Consider the following 3208-nt stretch of genomic DNA (forward strand, 5'->3'; position numbering starts at 1 on the left):
CATGAACCCCACGCCGCCCCACCCGGTTGCACTCACCCCGGGACGGGATCGTCCAGCCGGCTCAACACGGTGTTGTGCACATGCTGGAAGATCACCGACGTCCGGAACCCGGCGATCTCCTTGCGCTTGCTCAGCCCGTCCAGCAGGAACGCGTGCAGGTGGTCGAGGTCCTGGACGCCGACGTGCAGCACCAGATCGTCGCCGCCCGCCACCACGAACACGCTGATGACCTCGGCCATCCCCGACACGTAGTCCTTGAACGTGTTGATGACCGTCCGGCTGAGCGGCCTGACCTGCAACGACACCAGCGCCTGCACGCCGCGGTTCAGCGCCGCCGGGCTGATCTCCGCGTGGTAGCCGCGGATCACGCCGCGCCGCGTCAGCGACCGGACCCGTTCGAGGCACGTCGACGGCGCGATCCCGAGCGTCCGGGCGAGCTCGCGGTTGGACTGCCGGGCATCCGTCTGGAGAAGCCGCACGATCTCCGTATCAAGTTCGTCCACACCCGATTATGCGCCCGACTTTCAGTCAAACGTTCGCCTAGACATCTCCATTCCCAACCAAATGGCTACCTTCAACCCCGAACACCACTCATTCGGGGGAAGTATGGCGAACAAGACCGGACATCGGCTCGGGCTGGGCCAGGGCACGGCGCTCTTCGTCGGCGCCGTCCTCGGCCCCGGAGTCCTGGCCCTTCCGCACCTGGCCGCCGCGGCGGCGGGCCCGTCGTCGATCATCGCGTGGGCGGCGCTGCTGGCGCTGAGCGTGCCGGTCGCGCTGACGTTCGCCGCGCTCGGCGCCCGCCATCCCGACGCGGGCGGCGTCGCGACGTTCGCGGCCCGCGCCTTCGGTGCCCGTCCAGCGATGGTCGCCGGCTTCTGCTTCTACGCCGTCGTCCCGGTCGGCGTGCTGGCCGGCGCGATGATCGGCGCCGACTACACCGCATCGGCCGCCGGTCTCGGACGCCCCGGCACCATAGCCATGACCTGCGCACTCCTCCTGGCCGCGTTCGCCACCAACTACAGCGGCCTGCGCCTCTCAGGCCGCATCCAGCTAGCCCTGGTCACCCTCCTGACGGCCCTTCTCCTCCTGACGATACTGACCACCGCCCCCCACTTGTCCACAGCCAACTTCACCCCGTTCGCCCCGCACGGCGGGCCGGGAGTCGTCCACGCCGCAGGAGTCCTGTTCTTCGCGTTCGCGGGCTGGGAGGCCGCCAGCCACCTCTCCGGCGACTTCACCGACCCGCGCCGCCTCCTGCCCCGCGCGACCGTCCTGACCCTCGCGATCGTCGGCGTCCTCTACCTCGGCCTCGCCGTCACGGTGACGGGCGTCCTCGGCGACCGCGCCGCGTCGTCACCGGTACCGCTCGCCCTGCTCCTGGAGGACGGGATCGGCCCCACCACGGCAAGGCCCGTCACCGCCGGGGCGGCACTCGTCCTGAGCTTCGTCGCGATGAACACCTACATCGCGGGCGGCGCACGCCTGGGCTCGGCCCTGTCCCGCGACGGCGCCCTCCCGGACGCCCTCCGCACCCCGCGCCGCAGCCTCGGCCTGCTCGCCGCTGTGACCACCGCCCTGACCACGATCGTCCTGGCCGCCGACCTCGGCCTGGACCCGCTCATGCGCACCACCGCCGCCTGCCTGGCGACCGTCACCGTCATCGGCACGGCCGCCGCCACCCGGCTCCTCACCGGACGCCCCCGCACGCTCGCCCGCGCGGGAACCCTCTTCACCGCCGCGATCCTCCTGTCCTGCGGCGCCTACCTGGCCGTCCCGGCCTGCCTGACCCTGACCGTCCTGGTGCTCACCCGCAGAACCACTCCACCGACGAACTCATCCCCTATCCGACCTTCGGCCCTTTCGTCTCGTCGATGAAGTAGCTGTCGTGCTCGACGAAGAACCGGCTCCGCTCCTCCTCACTCATCCGGCCAACGGCACCGACCCCCTCGAAGTAGCCCTCCCGAGGCGCACCGGGCGTGAACAGCATCAGGAACGACGCCGGTTCGTCCGACCGGTTGTAGAACGAGTGCAGCCCGCCGGGCGGGACGTGGAGGAAATCGCCCTTCGTCCCCTCGACCCAGCGCTCCCCGTCGAACAGCGACACCGTCCCGTCCGTCACGAAAAACGATTCGGACATCGTCCTGTGGAAGTGGGTGCCCGTCCCGGCCCCCGGCGGCAGGCCGACGACGTTGTAGAGGCCGAACTCCCCGTCCGTGGCCGCCCCGTGCTCGCGCCCCGTGGGCCGCCCGGTCGCCAGGTAGTACGTCTTCGTCCCGGCCGGCGACACGAGCTCCGGTCCGGCGTCCGCGGGCCGGAAGACGGCGCTGATCTCGCCCCCATCCCCGAAGTACCGGGGCTCCGGATATGACATGTTCATCTCCTCGCTAGGCGTTCCGAGCTCAGAACACGCCTCCCCGCCCGAACACGGGGCATAAACACGGCCGACGACCGCCGAGGAGAGCACGCCATGGCCGACACATCGACCGGCGACCGCCTACAGCGCCGCCTGGGCGTGTTCGACGCGGTCGTCATCGGCCTGGGTTCGATGATCGGTGCGGGCATCTTCGCCGCCCTGCCCCCCGCCTCGCGCGCGGCCGGCTCGGGACTCCTGCTCGGCCTGGGCGTGGCCGCCATCGTCGCCTACTGCAACGCGACGTCTTCAGCACGCTTGGCCGCCCGCTATCTCGCGTCCGGCGGAACCTACGTCTACGGCCGCGAACGCCTGGGCGACTTCTGGGGCTACCTGGCCGGCTGGGGCTTCGTGGTCGGCAAGACGGCGTCCTGCGCCGCCATGGCGCTGACCGTCGGCTTCTACCTCTGGCCCGCCCACTCCCACACGATCGCCGTGGCGGCCGTCCTGCTCCTCACGGCCGTCAACTACGCGGGCGTACGAAAATCCGCATGGCTGACCCGCGTGATCGTCGCCATCGTCCTGACAGTCCTCACAGCAGTGATCATCACGTCCCTGATCTCAGCGACGTCCGACCCAGCCCACCTGGACCTGACCTCCGACACAACCCCATCGGGCATCCTGGAGGCAGCGGGCCTCCTCTTCTTCGCCTTCGCCGGATACGCACGCATCGCCACCCTCGGCGAGGAGGTCCGCGACCCGGCCCGCACGATCCCCCGCGCCATCCCCCTAGCCCTGGGAATCACCCTCGCCGTCTACGCAGCGGTCGCAGTAGCCGTCCTAACAGTCCTGGGC

4 protein-coding genes are annotated in these 3208 nt (G+C 70.4%); 2 read left to right on the forward strand and 2 right to left on the reverse strand.

Annotation, left to right across the window (positions count from 1 at the left end; translation table 11 throughout):
• Window positions 1-32 precede the first annotated feature (32 nt).
• Entirely contained in the window at window positions 33-503 is a 471-nt protein-coding gene (locus E1264_RS41550) for an Lrp/AsnC family transcriptional regulator (protein ID WP_132182913.1), read from the reverse strand.
• Between the two features lie 103 nt (window positions 504-606).
• On the opposite strand from E1264_RS41550, the gene E1264_RS41555 reads away from it, so the two are divergent.
• The gene (locus E1264_RS41555) at window positions 607-1878 is read left to right on the forward strand and encodes an amino acid permease (RefSeq protein ID WP_165964656.1); all 1272 of its coding nucleotides are present in this window, start codon (window positions 607-609) and stop codon (window positions 1876-1878) included.
• Here the strand turns inward: E1264_RS41555 and E1264_RS41560 are convergent.
• The gene (locus tag E1264_RS41560; RefSeq protein WP_132182917.1) at window positions 1844-2374 is read right to left on the reverse strand and encodes a cupin domain-containing protein; all 531 of its coding nucleotides are present in this window, start codon (window positions 2372-2374) and stop codon (window positions 1844-1846) included. The genes E1264_RS41555 and E1264_RS41560 overlap by 35 nt on opposite strands.
• Window positions 2375-2470: 96 nt before the next feature.
• Here E1264_RS41560 and E1264_RS41565 point away from each other — a divergent pair.
• A partial coding sequence (locus E1264_RS41565) for an APC family permease (protein ID WP_132182919.1) occupies window positions 2471-3208 on the forward strand: 738 nt, incomplete at its 3' end.

Source organism: Actinomadura sp. KC216 (assembly GCF_004348535.1).
In the GTDB taxonomy this organism is placed as follows: domain Bacteria; phylum Actinomycetota; class Actinomycetes; order Streptosporangiales; family Streptosporangiaceae; genus Spirillospora.